The sequence below is a fragment of the Phyllobacterium sp. SYP-B3895 genome, from assembly GCF_009647635.1.
Classification (GTDB): Bacteria; Pseudomonadota; Alphaproteobacteria; order Rhizobiales; family Rhizobiaceae; genus Phyllobacterium; species Phyllobacterium pellucidum.
In genome coordinates, this window is sequence record NZ_WJIG01000001.1 from 717,588 (window position 1) to 734,803 (window position 17,216).

General features: G+C 58.4%; 17 protein-coding genes. 8 read left to right on the plus strand and 9 right to left on the minus strand.

The window, feature by feature from the left end; translation table 11 throughout:
• Nucleotides 1-50: 50 nt before the first annotated feature.
• The 3 genes from GF108_RS03420 to GF108_RS03430 are packed head-to-tail and all read left to right on the plus strand — an operon-like array spanning nt 51 to nt 1,789.
• Entirely contained in the window at nt 51-965 is a 915-nt protein-coding gene (locus GF108_RS03420) for a DnaJ C-terminal domain-containing protein (RefSeq protein WP_153666871.1), read from the plus strand.
• Entirely contained in the window at nt 965-1,291 is a 327-nt protein-coding gene (locus tag GF108_RS03425; protein WP_153666872.1) for a chaperone modulator CbpM, read from the plus strand. The genes GF108_RS03420 and GF108_RS03425 overlap by 1 nt, the downstream gene beginning before the upstream one ends.
• Before the next feature lie 24 nt (nt 1,292-1,315).
• Complete coding sequence (locus GF108_RS03430) at nt 1,316-1,789, plus strand: phosphate-starvation-inducible PsiE family protein (protein ID WP_153666873.1); 474 nt, start codon at nt 1,316-1,318, stop codon at nt 1,787-1,789.
• Between the two features lie 6 nt (nt 1,790-1,795).
• Here the strand turns inward: GF108_RS03430 and GF108_RS03435 are convergent, their stop codons facing one another.
• On the minus strand, nt 1,796-2,392 hold the full coding sequence (locus tag GF108_RS03435; protein WP_172982561.1) for a nucleotide exchange factor GrpE: 597 nt from the start codon (nt 2,390-2,392) through the stop codon (nt 1,796-1,798).
• 31 nt (nt 2,393-2,423) lie between these two features.
• On the minus strand, nt 2,424-4,340 hold the full coding sequence (dnaK, locus tag GF108_RS03440; RefSeq protein ID WP_153666875.1) for a molecular chaperone DnaK: 1,917 nt from the start codon (nt 4,338-4,340) through the stop codon (nt 2,424-2,426).
• Nucleotides 4,341-4,672: 332 nt separating this feature from the next.
• Here dnaK and GF108_RS03445 point away from each other — a divergent pair, with 332 nt between their 5' ends.
• Entirely contained in the window at nt 4,673-5,338 is a 666-nt protein-coding gene (locus GF108_RS03445; RefSeq protein ID WP_153666876.1) for a BON domain-containing protein, read from the plus strand.
• A gap of 231 nt (nt 5,339-5,569) precedes the next feature.
• Here the strand turns inward: GF108_RS03445 and trxC are convergent, their stop codons facing one another.
• The 4 genes from trxC to GF108_RS03465 form a co-directional block, all read right to left on the minus strand.
• Nucleotides 5,570-6,010 (minus strand): thioredoxin TrxC, encoded by a 441-nt coding sequence (gene trxC, locus GF108_RS03450; RefSeq protein WP_153667322.1) that lies wholly within the window; start codon nt 6,008-6,010, stop codon nt 5,570-5,572.
• A gap of 46 nt (nt 6,011-6,056) precedes the next feature.
• Nucleotides 6,057-6,452 (minus strand): PRC-barrel domain-containing protein, encoded by a 396-nt coding sequence (locus tag GF108_RS03455; RefSeq protein WP_153666877.1) that lies wholly within the window; start codon nt 6,450-6,452, stop codon nt 6,057-6,059.
• Nucleotides 6,427-7,125 carry a hypothetical protein gene (locus GF108_RS03460; protein ID WP_210386051.1) on the minus strand — a complete coding sequence of 233 codons (699 nt, stop codon included), beginning with the start codon at nt 7,123-7,125 and terminating at the stop codon, nt 6,427-6,429. The genes GF108_RS03455 and GF108_RS03460 overlap by 26 nt, the downstream gene beginning before the upstream one ends.
• An 82-nt stretch (nt 7,126-7,207) precedes the next feature.
• A complete protein-coding gene (locus tag GF108_RS03465) occupies nt 7,208-7,924 on the minus strand; it encodes a helix-turn-helix domain-containing protein (protein ID WP_153666878.1) in 717 nt (238 codons plus the stop codon).
• A gap of 1,510 nt (nt 7,925-9,434) precedes the next feature.
• Between GF108_RS03465 and GF108_RS03470 the strand changes: the two genes are divergently transcribed.
• On the plus strand, nt 9,435-10,058 hold the full coding sequence (locus GF108_RS03470; RefSeq protein WP_153666879.1) for a hypothetical protein: 624 nt from the start codon (nt 9,435-9,437) through the stop codon (nt 10,056-10,058).
• 470 nt (nt 10,059-10,528) lie between these two features.
• Here the strand turns inward: GF108_RS03470 and GF108_RS03475 are convergent, their stop codons facing one another.
• Both GF108_RS03475 and GF108_RS03480 read right to left on the minus strand, forming a co-directional pair.
• Nucleotides 10,529-11,149, minus strand: a complete 621-nt coding sequence (locus GF108_RS03475) for a response regulator transcription factor (RefSeq protein WP_153666880.1) — start codon at nt 11,147-11,149, stop codon at nt 10,529-10,531.
• 7 nt (nt 11,150-11,156) lie between these two features.
• Nucleotides 11,157-12,860, minus strand: a complete 1,704-nt coding sequence (locus GF108_RS03480; RefSeq protein ID WP_153666881.1) for a sensor histidine kinase — start codon at nt 12,858-12,860, stop codon at nt 11,157-11,159.
• 654 nt (nt 12,861-13,514) lie between these two features.
• Here GF108_RS03480 and GF108_RS03485 point away from each other — a divergent pair.
• Entirely contained in the window at nt 13,515-14,093 is a 579-nt protein-coding gene (locus tag GF108_RS03485; protein WP_153666882.1) for a GAF domain-containing protein, read from the plus strand.
• A gap of 133 nt (nt 14,094-14,226) precedes the next feature.
• Complete coding sequence (locus GF108_RS03490) at nt 14,227-14,874, plus strand: MEDS domain-containing protein (RefSeq protein ID WP_172982562.1); 648 nt, start codon at nt 14,227-14,229, stop codon at nt 14,872-14,874.
• Between the two features lie 431 nt (nt 14,875-15,305).
• On the opposite strand, the gene GF108_RS03495 is transcribed toward GF108_RS03490, so the two are convergent.
• The gene (locus GF108_RS03495) at nt 15,306-15,449 is read right to left on the minus strand and encodes a hypothetical protein (RefSeq protein ID WP_153666884.1); all 144 of its coding nucleotides are present in this window, start codon (nt 15,447-15,449) and stop codon (nt 15,306-15,308) included.
• A 46-nt stretch (nt 15,450-15,495) separates the two neighbouring features.
• On the opposite strand from GF108_RS03495, the gene GF108_RS03500 reads away from it, so the two are divergent.
• Entirely contained in the window at nt 15,496-17,202 is a 1,707-nt protein-coding gene (locus GF108_RS03500; RefSeq protein ID WP_153666885.1) for a cyclic nucleotide-binding domain-containing thioredoxin-disulfide reductase, read from the plus strand.
• The last annotated feature ends 14 nt before the right edge of the window (nt 17,203-17,216 follow it).

A 17,216-nucleotide genomic window follows, 5' to 3' on the forward strand; every position in this document is an offset into this window, starting at 1 on the left:
CAAAGATGATCAGCGCCCTTTGGGCTCATCCGAAACGGAGAATGGAAGCGATGGCCAGCGCCGATCCCTATGACCAACTTGGAGTGGCACGGGATGCATCGCAGAAGGACATCCAGAAGGCCTATCGCCGGCTCGCCAAAAAACTTCATCCCGACCTCAATCCGGGGGACAAGGAGGCGCAGGGCAAATTTCAGGACCTCTCCGCCGCCTACGAGATCCTGAGCGATGAGGAGAAGCGAGCGCGTTTCGATCGCGGCGAAATCGATGCATCCGGCGCGGAGCAGCAGCAACAGCGATACTATCGCGACTTCGCGCAGGCTGGTACCGGTTCACAGCGCTATGAAGATTCGTCCGGTTTTGCCGATTTCGGCGACGCGAGCGACGTCTTTTCGACCTTCTTCTCCCAACGCGGCCGTCGCAATTTCCGTCTGCGCGGCGCTGATAGGCACTACCAACTCGAAGTGGATTTTCTGGATGCGGTGAACGGCGCATCACGCCGTATTACTCTGCCAGGAGGGTCCACCATAGACGTGTCTATTCCGCCTGGCACGCGCGATGGACAAACACTTCGTCTGGAGGGAAAGGGCGAACCCGGGCCGGATGGCGGCCAAGCTGGCGACGCATTGATCGAAATCGCCGTCCGACCGCACCCCTTCTTCAATCGTGACGGCAGGGATATCCGCCTCGATCTGCCGATCTCGCTGACCGAAGCGGTACTCGGTGGCAAGGTGACCGTGCCGACACCCACTGGGCCGGTCACGGCGACGATCCCCAAGGGGTCGAACACCGGTAAGACGCTTCGGCTGAAAGGCAAGGGCATTCCAGGGCGGGACGGCAGGCGCGGTGACGAATATCTTACCCTACAGGTGACGCTCCCCGATCCACCCGATGCCGAGCTTGAAGCGTTTGTCTCCCAATGGGCGGCGGGACGCTCCCATAATCCACGACGCAAGATGGGGTTATAATGTTCGATTCGACCGAGTTTTGCCGAATATCCGGTATCCAGCCAAAAGCACTCGCGGAATGGATCGAGGATGATTGGATTCGTCCGGTGCAACAGCACGATGGCTGGCGATTCTCGACAATAGACCTTATGCGAGCGCAGCTCATTCTTGATCTTCGTGGTGACATGGGTGTCAATGACCAGGGCATCGCCATTGTCCTGCATCTAGTGGATCAGATCCACGGACTTCGCCGGGCGCTCCGCGGTGCAGCGTCAACACTGGTCGAAGTCGCGCCTGCTCTGCGGAGCCGGGCATCCCGACTGAAAGGCCGACGTACTGCCATGTAAGCGCAGCTTTTAGAGGATCAATCAATGTCAATCAGGGAAGAGTTGAAGGTCGCCAAGGCAGAGTTCAGGCTTCTTACGTTTTATCAGCGTTTCGAACATGCCGTCATCCTGATCTTGACGGCGCTTATTGCATTTGTCGTTGTCGCCGCCGTCTGGAATCTCATCCTGAAAATTCTATCAGACTTCATCTTTTCCGGTAACTTCGATCCATTGGACTATTCGGTGTTTCAGGCTGTATTCGGCATGATATTCACTGTAATCATTGCCTTGGAATTCAAGAAATCCCTCCTGGTCGTTGCGGAGCGCAAGGATAGCGTCGTGCAGATACAAACGGTCGTGGTGATCGCCCTGCTCGCCATTTGCCGCAAGGTTATTATCCTTGACCTGACCGAGGCGGACGCCTGGCACATCCTTTCGCTGGCAGCGGCGATCCTCGCACTCGGTGCGGTCTACTGGCTCATCCGCGATCGTTATCGGGCCGATAAAGTCTCTGATTGAGAAAGATTATGGTGCATCGGTCTTAGAGCGGGTCTCGACAGGCGTGGCGGACGCGTCTTCGAACGTCTTATTGACGCCAACAAGCGCCGGTCGCAGGAGGCGATCATGATGCACATAACCGGACTGAATGACGTTCGTCACGGTTCCTGGCGCGTATCGCGGATCCGCAGCTTCGAAACTGGCTTCGTGTTTATGCGGGTTGAACGGCTCACCGATTGGGTCCAGGCGCTTGATCCCATGTTTATTGAAGGCGTCGACAAGCGCCCGCCGCGTCGCTTCGACCCCGGCCAGAACTCCGGCGACTGCCGGGTCCGAGCGCTTGTCATTCGGCACGCTGGCAATGGCACGTTCCAGATTGTCAACCACCGACAACAAATCGCTGGCAAAACCCGATGCCGCATATCTGATGGCTTCATCCCGATCCCGTCGTGCCTGATTGCGAATGTTTTCCTGCTCGGCAAGCGAGCGCAGCAAACGGTCCTTCGTCGCCGCCAATTCTGTAGTAACACCAGCAACCGATTGTTCCGGCCCTTGCAGGGGCGTTGCCGCGGGGGTATCACGCTCGGAATCGGGATGGTACTTCGGGGCGTCTTTCTCGGGCATGTGTCGGCCTCCCGTAATGGGTCCAGCTAATTTACGATTTGGAACCCTTTTGATTGTCGACCTCCTCAAACTCGGCATCTACGACTTCGTCATCGCCGGTCGTGGTCGACGTCTGGTCGCCAGCGCCCTCCGCCTTGGGCTGGCTGGCTTTATAGATCGCCTCTCCGAGCTTGGTGGCAGCTTGCGTCAAGGCGCGGGTCTTCGACTCGATTTCGCCAAGATTGTCGCCAGAAATCGCTGATTTGAGGTTGGACAGCGCCGTCTCGATGCCGGTCTTGTCTGCCGCTTCGAGCTTTTCGCCGTGCTCCGTCAAGGTCTTTTCCGTTGAGTGAATCAAACTCTCCGCCTGATTGCGCGCTTCAACAAGGGCGCGGCGCTTCTTATCCTCTTCCGCATGGGCCTCGGCTTCCTTCACCATCTTTTCAATGTCGGCTTCGGAAAGTCCGCCCGATGCCTGGATCCGGATCTGTTGCTCCTTGCCTGTGCCTCTATCCTTCGCCGAAACATTGACGATGCCATTGGCGTCGATGTCAAAGGTGACCTCGATTTGGGGCACGCCGCGCGGCGCCGGTGGAATGCCCACGAGATCGAACTGGCCCAACAGTTTGTTGTCGGCAGCCATCTCGCGTTCACCCTGGAAGACCCGGATCGTCACAGCCTGCTGGTTATCTTCGGCAGTCGAAAACACCTGGCTCTTCTTGGCCGGGATTGTGGTGTTGCGGTCGATAAGGCGCGTGAATACCCCGCCAAGCGTCTCGATGCCGAGTGAGAGCGGCGTCACGTCGAGTAGCAGGACATCCTTCACATCGCCTTGCAGAACACCGGCTTGGATCGCGGCACCTATGGCGACGACCTCATCCGGGTTCACGCCCTGGTGCGGATCCTTGCCAAAGTAGTTCTTCACGATTTCCTGAATTTTAGGCATGCGGGTCATGCCGCCGACAAGTACAACTTCGTCGATCTTCTTGGCGTCTATACCAGCGTCCTTGAGGGCCGCTATACACGGTCCGATCGTGCGCTGGACGAGATCGTCGACGAGGGTTTCAAATTTTGCGCGCGAGAGTTTGATATCGAGATGCTTCGGCCCGTTTTGATCGGCGGTGATGAATGGCAGGTTTATGGTTGTTTCCGTCGTGGAGGAAAGTTCGATCTTTGCCTTCTCTGCGGCCTCACGCAGGCGCTGCAAAGCGAGACGGTCGTTACGTAGATCGATGCCTTGCTGCTTCTTGAACTCGTCGGCGAGGAAATCCATGATGCGTTTGTCGAAGTCCTCACCGCCGAGGAACGTGTCGCCATTGGTCGCCTTTACCTCAAAGACACCCTCCCCAATGTCAAGAATCGAGATATCGAATGTACCGCCACCGAGATCATAGACGGCGATTGTCCCATGTCTCTTTTTCTCAAGCCCATATGCAAGGGCCGCCGCTGTCGGCTCGTTGATAATGCGCAGGACTTCAAGGCCAGCGATCTTGCCCGCATCTTTGGTTGCCTGACGCTGGGAGTCGTTAAAATACGCGGGGACAGTGATGACGGCCTTCTCGACTTTGTCTCCGAGATAACGTTCCGCCGTCTCCTTCATCTTCTGCAGGATAAAAGCGGAGATCTGGGAGGGAGAGTATTTTTTGCCATTTGCCTCCACCCATGCGTCGCCATTGTCGCCGCGGACAATCTTGTAGGGGACGAGCCCCTTATCCTTCTCGACAATGGGATCATCAAACCGACGGCCAATCAGTCGCTTGATAGCAAAGATGGTATTTTCCGGATTGGTTACGGCCTGGCGCTTCGCCGGTTGACCCACGAGTACTTCGCCGCCCTTACCGAACGCGACCATGGACGGTGTCGTCCGTGCTCCTTCAGCATTTTCGATCACCTTCCCCTGCTTGCCTTCCATTACGGCAACACAGGAATTCGTCGTTCCCAGATCGATACCGATCACCTTGGTGCCCATGTCCGCCTCCATCGCTGACTCTTCACTGCACGCGGGGGATGATCTTGGCCCACCGCAACGCTTGAGACGCACTCAACACCGTTCGCCAGGTGCCCGCCTTGACAATCGTCAACACGTCGAACACTCGCGAGAACGACTGGGATTAGTGGCAAGTGGGTCGTTGGGGAAGTAATTAACTCACCAACGACTTTGCTGGTGCCTGATCAACAACAGCATTAAAATTGACGGTGGTCAGCGCGGGCGGGGAAGCAACACGTCATACTGATGGCGATCTGCCAAAAGAACCCGTCATTGGCAGCAAATCTATAAAAAATGACACCAGGAGCGCAGCCATGAAATCCGATACAAGATCCGACATCGATATTAAACGCGACGTTGAGGAAGAACTCCGATCGAACCCCGACATTGATGCCACTGACATCGCCGTCGCCGTTAAAAGCGGCGTCGTTACGTTGAGCGGCTTCGTCCGCAGTTACAGTCAGAGGTGGGAAGCCGAACGCACCGTCAAGCGTGTCAATGGAGTCACAGGTGTGGCCAACGACATCGAAGTGCGCCTGCCTGTGTTCAATCAGCGACCAGACCCGGAGATTGCCCGCGACGCTGTTTCTGCCATCCAGGCCGATCTACCGTATTCTTCCGAGCATATCCGCGTGGTCGTCCGCGACGGCTGGCTGACGCTCGAGGGCCAGGTTGAGTGGTACTACTCGAAGGATCGGGCGGAACGTGCGGTTCGGCACGTTCGCGGGGTCAAAGGCGTCTCCAACCTCATCCAGGTCAGCCCGCGCGTACCGCCGGTGGAGGTCAAGCGTAAGATCGAAGAGTCCTTTCGTCGCAACGCCGAGGTCGATGCCAATCGGATAACCGTCGAGACCGATGGTGGAACCGTCACACTGAGCGGCTCCGTTCGATCTTGGGCTGAACGCCGGGAGGCTGAGCGGGTCGCCTGGCAGGTGCCAGGTGTCTCGCGCGTTGAAAACCTGATCACCGTCAGTCCATGACGTGATGACCCGCGATGCCTCCGCAATGGCAGGGACTGACGCGGGTCTACCACCGCTTCGCCACGAACACGGGCCTGGTTGTGCTTGAAGAGTCATTGCTGCACGCGCGATGCAGGCCGATTCTGCGGCTGGCGGTTGCGACGCTCTGATGAACCGTTTGCCCCAATGATTGATAATCGTCCGTCAGCATCAGCGTGGCCACGCTCCTCGTCTTGGAGACACAAAAAACATCTATGCCGTGGGAAGGGAGGCGAGCCATGCGCGCAAGGAGGCTCGGTCAAGCGCACCAGCATGATGTGCGAGGAGAATGCCGTTGCGGAATATCATCAGCATCGGAATACTCCTGATCTGAAAGCGCGCCGCCATTGCCGGTTCCGCTTCGGTGTCAACCTTCAGAAAGCGCAACGCGGGTTCCATCTCAGCGGTGACGGCCTCAAAATTCGGGGCCATCATCTTACACGGGCCACACCATTCGGCCCAAAAATCGGCGACCACCGGGATGTCATTGCGAGTGATGTGCCTGTCGAATGCAGCCTCGTCAACGGCGTGTGGGTGGCCATCGAATAGGCGTTCCCTGCATTTGCCACACTTCGCTCGTCTGGCGTCACGGTCGTCGCCTAGTCTGTTGACGCTCAGACAGTGAGGGCAGACAATTTTCATTGTTAAAGGCATCAGCACTATTCCATCGTTGATATCACACTTGGTAAATCTTCAGGCTTCAGAGGTTGTAGAGAAAAACCGGCAGTTTCAACAGGGCTGCGCGACTGGCGCCAGGCAGCACGATCGAACCCAATCGATCCTCGAATTTGAGGTTGCGAAAGGGTACGGCTATCAGGTGGCTACCAAAACCGACAAAGTCGCCGACAGCCAGGACAGCGAAGACCCGTTCGCGATCTCGACTGAAGATGAAATCATCGATGCGGCCTATGGTTTCGCCCTTGTCGTTCACCACCGATCGCACTTTGAGGGCATTGCCGCTGATACCTTTTGCAACCTCTTTAATGTCGAACGCTACGAGGCCAATTTCCTCGGCCGATGCGCCAGAAGGCGCCAACAGGAAGAGTGCGACTGCACAGGCAAGCGCCGATCTACGATGTGAACGTCTGCGTATCATGGATGATCCTGCCTCCATTTTCGTCACCTTGGCGTGGCGCGGTTTCGGCGTCATCGCGGCGCGCGATGACATCGGCAAGCGGAATATCTTCCAGACGCTTGTCGATCACGATTTCGTGGATACGGACGTGCTCGACACCCTGCTCTCGCATGATCTCCTCCGCCTGCCTTTCGGCCTCTTCCGATCGCACCCGCACCCAGAGTACAAGACCACCTTCCATCATCATGGTTTCGATCATCCTGGCTCGCTCGCGGGTAAGGAACCGTGTGGCGAGGGCTCCGATGCCTCCGCTCGCCGCGCCTGCCGCGGCGGCGGCAGCGAGAGCGGCGGCCAGGCTGCCGCCGGATGCAACTATGCTTAGAGCCGCGACGGTAGCACCGACATAGAACAGCACGCCAGTCGCTCCGACGCGTACCATCGAGACGTCGTCCCGCTGGATGAAGGCGCCGCGGGGAGTGCCCGGGACATCGGCGAGTTCGTCGACAGGAATGAACATGGTTCCGAAGCGGTCTCGGATGGTCTCAGAATCCGCCATAACGTCGATGTCCCCGCGATCGAAGCCAGCGTGTTCGAGAGCCTCCACCACATGGTCCAGAATCTTTGGGGTCCGGACGATGCCTGCAACTTCGCGGACAGCACTCTGTTCGAGGATTTCATCGGCTTCGGGCTTCATGGTCGTCCGCTCCTAAGGATAACGCCTTCATGCCTCCGGAATTCGTGACGCGCCTTGACGATCGTCAGGGAGATATCGCCGCTCAGGAGAAATCCTGCAATATTCCGTCGGCCAGCTTCCGGGTGTCGCGTACGACCAAGCTGCGTGGAGTTTCGAGTTCGATAACCCCCTGCCGTCGCAATTCGGTTATGGCGCGGCTCACCGTCTCGACCGCAATCCCGACATGATCCGCGATGTCATACCGCGACATCGGCAAAACCACCGGTGCACCGTGTTGTTCAGATAGTCGGCGCGACAATAGGCAAAGGTAGCTCGCGATCTTCTGCGCCGAGGTTGTGCGGCCCTGAATCAGTATATGGTCTTCGAGTCGGGAATTGGTCTGACACGTTCGCTCATAGAAGAACCGATAGAGCACGGGCTGCAGCGTCGCCAACGAATTGAAATCCCGACGTGCAATTCTTGCTGTCACCGTTTCATCTGTCGATACCTCGAAGGAAAATTGCCGGGTGTCATCACTCTTAAGACAGAAAAAATCACCCGGCATGATCAAGTCGACGATGCGTCGCTGTCCACTTTCAAGTATGAGGCACTTCCGAACGATCCCAGACAACACCCAACCGATTCCACCATTGGCAACGATAGAGTCACAGCAATCCGCACGCTCCCAACGCGCCAAGGTCACGACAGCGCCAAGTTCCTGCGTGAAGAACATCACATTGTCATCTCGTGGCAAATGAGGAGTTTGGCGCGGAACCTCGTCCGGAGGGGAGGAAATTTTATCAAGGCTGATTATGTTCATACCGTTCCTCCTTTAGCGATGAATACCAAGCATACCCGGCATGTCGTCGCGCGAGATCAGAAGTGCAGCGCCTTCGTCCTGGGCTTTGGAAATCCTCTCGCTCAAGCGAAGTGTCTCCTGCTAAGCCCCCCCCCGCGATCAACAAAGTGGCATCAGCATCGGCGGCAATCCTTACAAAGGAAATTCGGGGACTTTCCGTATCGTAATTTCCCTTAATCCAACCCGCTGTCCTCCAATCCATCAGGCCATCACACTCCTCCCAATTGATGTCTTGCCGAAGACAACAAGCTCCCATCCGCAGGATTGGCCGACTGTTGGTCGCGATGGTCAAACGGCCAATAAACAACACCCAGCGCAAAAATCGCCGTTGCAAGTGCCACGATATGGAGGAATTAGGAGATTGAGTGTGCGTCGGGCTGGTATTGCCTGGCGGCCAGCCTGCGAGTGTGTTGCGGATAAACCCGAAGCATTTTGGACGCAGGCCCAATTCGCGTGTGTCCCTGCGCTGAGCCGGGCTGGTGCGTTCCAGACTTCGATGGTCCGCAGCGTGAACGATTCGGCGCCCTCTTCATCGATTCGCGCACAGCGAATCGCGCGTTTTCGCCGTCACGCAGAGCAATGGGTGCATAACTTGCATCTCGTTTGTGTCGGACGATGCCGAAACCAGGAGCTGATAAAACATGCCAATGCCAACCTTACTTAGGCCCGTTGTCCACATCGGTTGCGGAGTTGCGCGCCATGTCGAGAAGTTCCGGGTTTTCGCGCGTCAGGCAATCGTGATTTCCGTAGGCAGGCCTCCGGCTCGAGATCATCTCCCGGGTCCATTTGGTCACACGATGAAGAGAATTCCTTGGCAGCGTTCCTTCTGGAGCGATTCCATTTTGCACAAAATGGGTGGGGCTTGTGCGAAAGAAAAATTAAGGATCCGTAGAAGAAAGTGCCGACGGTCGCAGCAACGCACCTTTGACTTAGGGCCATGTTCATTGACCACCGTCAACGCGCTGCCGGCGGCAGGATCTAAACTGAGTGCTCCGAGAAGAAGCCCCGCCCCAGGATCTTCTGCGAGGAGCAAAACATGTGGATTGGCAGTGATCGCCTTTTGCAAGAACTTCAGTCCGCCGTCATAACGTGTCGTCGCGACGTCCGGTTCGAACGGATACGTTACGAGAGGAATCGTGTTCGCCGCGCGCCGTTGGCCGCCCTTGCACCCACAGCGCAGGCAAGGGCGACACCAGCTACAGACGAGACGACGGCCTATTTCCTTCGCAGCGAAATGGCAGAATTTCTTGCAGTTATCACCCGCCGCTATACGGTATTGCTAAGGCCCTGGCTGAATTTTTGATGGAATTGCCACCGTGGCGATGACATCTTGCAGCAATTATGCGCGATTGGATACTGAGCGTTTCGTCTCCACACCCACGTCCGTCGATCTGCAAACTCCAGCAGTCGCAAACGGAACGCAGACAGAAATGTTTGGGCATTATCGGAACGTAAGCACGGAAGGTCGGTCGTGTCACCTGAATGGATTTCCGCATGGGCCAATCTAATGACCGGTATGGCGGCTCTTCTGGCTGGCTGGGCCGGGATGCGCGGGCTCAATGCATGGCGGGCCGAAACAGTCGGCAGGCGAAAGGCCGAGCTGGCGGAAGAGGTTTTGGCTGGTTTCTATCGCACCAGGGATATTCTGACATGGGCGCGATTTCCCGCGTCGGATGCCGATCAAGGTGAAACTGCTCGGCTAGAAATTGGCCAGGATGATGATGAGCCCGAAAAGAGCGAGATCATCGCCCCCGTGGACCGCTTGACGAAGGAAAGCCAGGTCTTCTCTGAGCTCCGGGCGAGCCGGTACCGCTTCATGGCTTACTTCGGCGAAGAGGCTGCGCGGCCGTTTGACGAGATAAGGGCAATTCACAATGAAATTGTCGATTCGGCCCGCAATTTGGTCCGCACGCATGGGCAGGACCCAGCCGGACGAGAACAAGAACGCAATCAATGGGAGGCCGCGATCGGTTGGGGAGAAACGGAGGGAGACTCTCTGAGGAAGAGACTTGACCTTGCAGTAAAGGCGGTCGAGCAGACCTGCCGCCCCCTAATCGAGGAACGTCATAAGGCGCGTCGCGATAGTATCTTCTAATGGTTTTGAGTGCATGACTTCACCAGTGTATATCGTGGCGCGGCGTTGATCGTTTCCACCAAATTGCGCTCGACGTAGGGGTTGAAGGACCCGCAGAATCTACCGGGCCGAGCAGCTCGCGGGGCTTTCCGTCGTTCCCACGACCATGCCACAGCCGCACGAGGCTAAGGGCCGCCCGCAATTTCGCACCTTAATCGCGGGCCATCGTCACGCCCGCTTGAACCAGCTTTCGTCGGTGTCATCTTTAGATTTTGCCGCTGCAGGCGTCGCGTCCAATCTCGCGATACGACATTGCGGCTATCTGGCGGTTTGGGTTGAAACCGCGAGGGGAGCGCCGAACGAACTCAAATAGCGCAGCCTGATCCATCACCGGAACCCCATGTCATCCAAATCATTGGCCTGGAAGCGCTTGAGGCTGGCGAGCATAACGATGTGCTGAAGCGGACACCCTCAGCACAGCAAATATCCGCTCACCCCTGCCCCGTTGAAAGGCTCGCGAGAACTGAAAGCCGGACAGCTTGGCCGAGCTGATGCACCCCCAAGCGGTCCATCATATGTGAGCGGTGAACCTCGACCGTGCGCACACTAATACCGAGGCGGAAGGCAATAACCTTGTTTGGCTGCCCGGCCACCAGCGCCTCGAGAACCTGCCGCTCTCGTGGACTGAGCGTATCGATCAGCACTTCCGCCGCAGCAATATCATCCGTTCGCCCCTTAGCGGCGCCGGTCTTCAGCGCGGACTCAATCGCCGCTATCAGGGCGTCGTCGCTGTAGGGCTTTTCAATGAAGTCCACAGCTCCGGCCTTCATCACTCGGACCGCGGTCTGCACGTCGCCTTGAGCCGTTATCACAATGACCGGCAAGTCCCGGTTTACCGGCAGCAAGCGAGCCAAAACCTCGAAGCCGTCCATCTCCGGCATGCGAAGATCCAGCAGAGCGCAGCCCGCGGGCAAGTCGCCCGCGACGCCGAGGAATGCGTTTGGCGTGGCATACGACACCACGCGGAAACCGACGGCATCCAGTAGCCGCTCCAGCGACCGGCGGATCGCCGGGTCGTCATCAACAATATATATGGATCGCTCGGCGGCCATCTTCGGCTCATCGCTCCACCGGGACAGGCAGCGTCACGCGAAAAATTGCTCCGCCGCCGCGATTTGGCTCATAACGCAACCTGCCCCCGTGGGCCTCGACAATCGATCGGCAGATCGAGAGGCCCAATCCCATGCCATTGCTTTTTGTGGTCTGAAATGGCTCGAAGAGGTGTTCGGCAATATCGTCCGGCAGGCCCGAACCACGATCTGCTACAGCGATATCAATCGTCTCGTCATCGAGCAACGTCGTGGCCACGTCCAACTCACGCCCCTCACTCTCTGCTAACGCCTCACGCGCATTGCGTATCAGGTTAAGCATGACCTGCTGCAGTTGAATTCGGTTCCCCATCACCGCGTCAGCCCGCGGATCGAAGCTCAGCCGGACCTGCACGCCGTGGTCTCCGGTTCCCGCGGAGGCAAAAGCACTCGCCTCGCGGATCAAGTCGGGCAGTTTTTCGAGCCGCATTTCCGTCTCCCCGCGCGAAACGAACTCTCGCAGGCGCCGAATGATCTCGCCGGCGCGGAGCGCCTGATCGGCGGCTTCGTCGAGGACATCGCGTACGGTGTCGACCCTGGGCGCGGCGTTGGCCATCATCCGGCGCCCAGCGTTAACCGAATTGGTGAACGCGGTCAGCGGCTGGTTCAATTCATGCGCCAACGCGCCAGCCATCTGACCCGCAGCGCTCAGCCGCGACGCATGAAGCAGCTCCAATTGCAGCTCCTGCGCTCGGACATCCGCTCGCATGCGCTCTTCGGCTTCGAGCGTCAGTTGTTGGAGCGCGTCCGCCAATTCCGACGTTCGTTCCGCCACCCGCTGCTCCAACGATTCGTTGAGGCGTCGAAGATTGTCTTCAAGCTGTCTCTGTCCCCTCAGATCGCGGCTGACGGTCGCTATGTTCATAGGGCGGCCCGTGATCACGTCGTCGATGCGGAACCAATCGACGAGGAAGGGAATGTCTTCTCCAGTTTTAAAGTGCCGGAGATTGAGCTCGCCGAGCCAGCGTCCGGTCCTCATCACCCGCGGAATCAACTCACGATGCGCCCGATTCCGCTCATCGGGAGCCAGGAAATCGACGATATTAAACCGCTCCATTTCCTCAATGCCAGAAAGGCCCAGTAGCTCGCAGCCAGCCTTGTTGAGATATTGCGGCGTGCCATCTAAGCGGGCGAAACCAACGAACTCGGACGACCGCTCGATCAGGCTCGCCAGACGCCGTTGCTGAGCCTCCACGTGCCAGCGTTGGATGGCGAGCGTTGCTTGGCTCGCCGCAATTCCGAGAAGCAGTCGATGCGTCTCGCTCGGAAAACTCGGATTGACGGAACCCGCGATAATCGCCGCGTCCCCGCCAAAGCCCATCGGCATCGCCGCGATTTGTAACGTTCCCTTTCCAAGCGGGTTGTCAATTGCGAATGTCTGCTCGCGGCTTCCAAGCCACGCACCGCGTAGGATGCGTTCAATATGACCAGACGACCCAACGGATACCGCTTGGCTCGTGCGCATCACGTCGACCGCAGCGTCGTCGCGTACCCTTGGCGCAGACACATAAATGACGTCTGCATTGAGCATCGAAATCAATGCGGCCGCCACACTGTCGGCGATCTGCCGCGAATTATAGTCTTTCCAGATTGCCGGCAGCGTAGAAAGCGCGACGAGATCGCGGATGCAGTGCCTAAGCTCTTGCGGCTCGGTAAGCTCATCGACCCTGGGCATGTCACCTGATCCAAATACAAACGGACTGAGATATTCAGCGCCTGTTCCGACGCCGAATCAGAACTGCAGAGATTCACCTTCGAAACGGGCGATCCGCGGTTGCAATGCTTTATGGCTTCGCACAGGCCGGACGTGGCTATTTCTTACGGCCCGTCCACACAACTGAGACAACGTAAAAAACCACTCTACACCACCCACGTCAATTGCCGATTGGATTGATTCCAACGTTTGGCACCCTCGGTTTCGGGCGCGATGATGTTGTCGGATGGGCTTTCGCTCCCCCCAGAGGTCCTTCTGTCCGCTCTCGGGGCCGCCGCAATGGCACCAATCGCTGACACTCGGCGGGGAGACACTGTGAAAGAATACCCGTGCGCATGCGCCAGACTCATCCTGTCATGGCCACATCGGACTCTGCCGATCCGTTTCTTCGTCGTAGAACTGTGTCGGCACGAACAAAACCGCCAATCAGAGTGTCGTCAGTTGCCGGGAAGTGCTTCTTGCAGGAGTCACAGCACTGCCGATGTCGCCGCACGCACATCGACTATTATCAGATTTCGCTGGCGGGCATGACAAAAATGACGATAATTACCTAATCTGGCTGGCAATCCCCGGGCGCGGCAATGTTCGCGCGTCACGATTCGCAGAGGCAAGGAAATGGCAAAACTCAGGGATCCGCTCGACGCCGCAAATGAGCAACAAAACTATGCTGTCCTGAAGCGGCTGAGAAATTCCGAGGATGTCGGTGCGGACCTGCAGCGGGTCCTCGATATGATGATCGGCGTAACGCGCGCAGAATTTGGCACGCTGCAGCGCTTCGACCAACGAGCCGACTGCCTGACAATTGTTGCCAGTCGCGGATTCTCTAGTGAAGCCCTAACTTTTTTCGGCGTCGTACGCCGCGACACTAACACCACATGCGCTGCCGCGCTGACGCGGCGCATGCGTATCTTTGTCGAGGACGTCTCGACGAGCTACCTATTTGTGGGCACGAGCGAGCTCGATATGCTGCGTGCCCACGGTATTGCCGCGGCTCATTCGACGCCCCTCATCAGCAGCAACGGCCGCCTCTTTGGCGTGTTCACAGCGCACTTTCGCGAACCGCAGAAAGAGAGCGAGTTCGATCATGCTCCGCTGGATCGGCTCGCCGTCCAAGTTGCGGACAACCTGGAGCAACGAGAGGGCCTGGTACCGAGCCGGCACGTTCACGGCAGGGAGGTCCCAAAGCACTCTTAACCGGGAGACTGATTATGGGGACAACACAGACGCGCATCGATGGACTTATGCACCGGAACGACGCCGGATCAACTCCTGAGCAATGCGCGGACGATCGCCGAAACATAACACAAGCTCGGATCGGAGGACTGACATGAATTCAACGGCCCAGCCCATTCCTTTTGGCGGATCCATGTTGGGTGAGCACCGCCATGTCTGCGCGTTCTTCAACTCGGCGGAAGAGGAATACGACACGCTGGTGCCGTTCATTTGCGACGGCATCAACTGCGGCCAGCGCGCCTATCATGTGCTCCCTGATAGGCATAGGCAGGATCACCTCCAGCGGTTGCGCAACGCTGGCATCGACGTCGAGAGGGCGATGAAAAGCCGCCAACTCGAAGTCGTGCTGCCACAGGACACCTATCTCAAGACTGGACGTTTTGACAAGGACGCTATGCTCGTCCTCATCCAGGAAGCCTTGAAGGCCGGCGCCGCGCTCGGCTTCCCGTTGACGCGCATGATCGCGCACGCTGAAACTGCCGTAGAAGACTGGAAGAGCGGGATCGATTGGATTGAATACGAGATGCGGCTCAATAGCGTGCTGCCGAATTACGACGACCCGGTGATCTGCACCTTCGACGTCAATCTGCTGACGGCGCCGCATGCCGTCGATATTCTTCGCACGCATCCGATGGTCATCATCGGAGGCGTTTTGGTCGAAAATAGCTTCTTCACGCGCCCGGAGGACTTTATCCGCGAGGTGCATTCGCGAACTGAACCCAGCCGATCCTATATGGGATAGCCCGACGAAGCTCCAAGTCCATTTTGACGATCGCCACGTTCGCAACATTCTCAGACACCGCGCGCCGCCGATCGGGCGTACTGTCGCCATTCAACACATCATAGAACGGTGCTATCGACGCCTCGCCGGGCCTTATGAGAGTGGACTAGTTTTGGCATAATCAGATCGATACCGCGGAGATGTATGGCGCCGGCGCCGCCGAGACCCGACGCGGCGATCAAACGGGGGGATGGTCGCGTCGATCGCGGTGAAGTTTCCGCTGGGTCAAGCGGCGGAAGTGTATCAATGCCTCGCGGCCAGCCATGTGCTCGGAAAAATCGTCCTACGCCTGCAGCCGGATTGACCGCGCGCTCCGATGAACAGTCTGGTTCCCTTTGCCGCGCGTCGCCGAGCGCGTTGACCGTCGTCAATGCGCTGCGCCGTGTATCGCGCTAGTAAAGGCTCCAGTTGCGCCAGTTGAGGGCGATCCGATATTCGCGCCGGCGGATGCCGATACCGCGGCATTGCGCCTGCGCATCGACCTGGGCACGAGCTTGATCGACACGGCAGACAAGTTCGCCGACGTGCTTGTGCACCAAGGCCGCGCGATCAAGGCCGTGAGATGAACCCGTGAGGTATATGATGCCGAAGGTCGATCCGAGCGATGAGAGGATGTTTCCGAAATTCTCGGCGGCGGAAATCGATCGGCTTTGTCGCTTCGGCCACCAGCAGCGTTACAGCAAGGGCCAGCCGCTGTTCGTGACGGGAGAGATCGCGCCCGGCATGTTTCTGCTCAAGAGCGGTCGCGCCCAGGTGACAGGACGCGACCCGCTCGGACATCTCACTCCGATCGTGGAAGAGACTGCAGGCGATTTCGTCGCCGAAGTGGAACAACTTTCCGGTCGGCCGGCGCTGGTGGACGTTCACGCGGTCGACGATATCGAGGCCATTCTCATTCCGGCCGAGAACCTGCGCAGCGTCATGATCGCGGAGCCAGAGCTTGGCGACCGCATCATGCGCGCATTAATTCTGCGCCGCGTCTCACTGATTGAAGCAGGCGCCGGCGGACCGGTGCTGATCGGGCACGACGACGCTCCGGATGTCGTGCGGCTGCAAGGCTTCCTCGCTCGGAACGCCTATCCCTATCAGATGCTCGATCCTGCGAAGGATCGCGATGCCGCGGATCTTGTCGACAGATATGCGCCGGATTCGAGCAACCTTCCACTGGCGGTATGTCCAAAGGGCACCATCCTAAAGAACCCCAGTGAGGCAGACCTAGCACGCGCCCTCGGAATGGTGCGGAGGGACGGTCGAGATCGAACGTACGACGTCGCCATCGTGGGCGCCGGCCCCGCGGGTCTTGCCACCGCGGTCTATGCGGCGTCCGAAGGGCTTTCGATCGTGGTCTTCGACGCACAGGCGTTCGGTGGACAGGCCGGGGCGAGCGCGCGCATCGAGAACTACCTCGGATTCCCGACCGGCATTTCTGGCCGGGACCTCACTGGGCGAGCCTATGTGCAGGCGCAAAAATTCGGCGCCGAAATGGCGATCCCTTCCACCATCGCACGCCTTGACTGCGGTCACAAACCGCTGATGCTTGAATTCGCGGACGGAGATCTCACCAAGGCTTCAGCCGTGGTGATTGCCTCCGGCGCACGTTACCGTCGGCTCGACATCCCCAATCTGAGCGAGTTCGAAGGACGAGGCGTGTGGTATTGGGCCTCGCCCATCGAGGCGAGGCTTTGCCGGCGCGAAGAAATCGTCCTTGTCGGAGGCGGCAACTCCGCGGGGCAGGCCGCCGTGTTCTTGCGCGACTACGCCGCCAAGATCTGGCTGGTCGTGCGTGGGCCAAGCCTGTCCGAAAGCATGTCCCGATATCTCATTGACCGGATTTATGCGACCAGCACCATCGAGGTGCTCACGAACACCGAGGTTGTCGCGCTCACGGGCTCACCGCAACGACAGCTTGAGCGCATCCGGTGGCGCAACCGGGTTTCAGGTGAAGAAACGGAACGGCCGGTTCGGCATCTGTTTTTGTTCATCGGAGCCGAGCCGGAGTCTGGGTGGCTGCACGGCTGCGTTTCTCTCGACGCCAAAGGCTTCGTGCACACAGGTGCGAGCGTGCCGCAGGCGATCCGCTCCGCCATCGACGGAGCAGAACCGCTGTCGCTGCAATCCAGCATTCCCGGCGTCTTCGCGGTCGGGGACGTGCGCTCCGGCTCGGTCAAACGCGTCGGCGCTGCGATCGGCGAAGGAGCCGAAGTGGTCGCCCAACTGCATACCTATCTTGCGGGCAAAGCGAAGGCCGCCGCCGAGCTTCCGCCCATCTCTCCGCCTCCAACAAAGTGATGTCAGGCCCTTGT